General features: G+C 29.9%; 1 protein-coding gene. It reads right to left on the bottom strand.

Annotated features, from left to right (window positions below):
• The coding region (locus tag RAD15_RS43725; RefSeq protein WP_458184848.1) for a DUF443 family protein at nt 1-453 on the bottom strand (453 nt) is incomplete at its 3' end.
• Nucleotides 454-468: the final 15 nt, after the last annotated feature.

The following is a 468-nucleotide window of genomic DNA, read 5'->3' as shown; positions in this document are numbered from 1 at the left end:
AAGGAGCATTAAGCATAAATTTTTAAAAGTTGGTATTAAAATTATCTTTTCATCACAGTTATTTCTATCATAAACGTTTAACTTAGATTTCGAATTAATATATAAAGCCGAAAGGAAAACCCCCAAAAGTACGAGAGAGCATAAAATATTCACAGCAATTTGATTAATTTGTATATTTAACAACTGTATATATTTTCTCGTCAATACTGCCAATAAAACTGATCCCCCACCTGCTATCCATCCAGCTGAACTACTATTTTTCGGTGTAAATGTATTTAATTCTTCAAACTCACTTTGACTAATCTTCGCAAATTTCTTAGGTACACCCCAATTAAGCATTGGAATGAAAAAGAAAATCCAAGAACTAGTTACATCAATCATTAAATACTCGTTCTTATATTTTATAATTTTATATCTCGGGTTCTTATTTATATTCCAGGACTCACATAACATTTTTATCTCGCCCAC

It is taken from the genome of Bradyrhizobium sp. 14AA, from assembly GCF_054185205.1.
The sequence above is the reverse complement of the archived record's forward strand: the minus strand, read 5'-3'. Positions and strand labels throughout refer to the sequence as shown.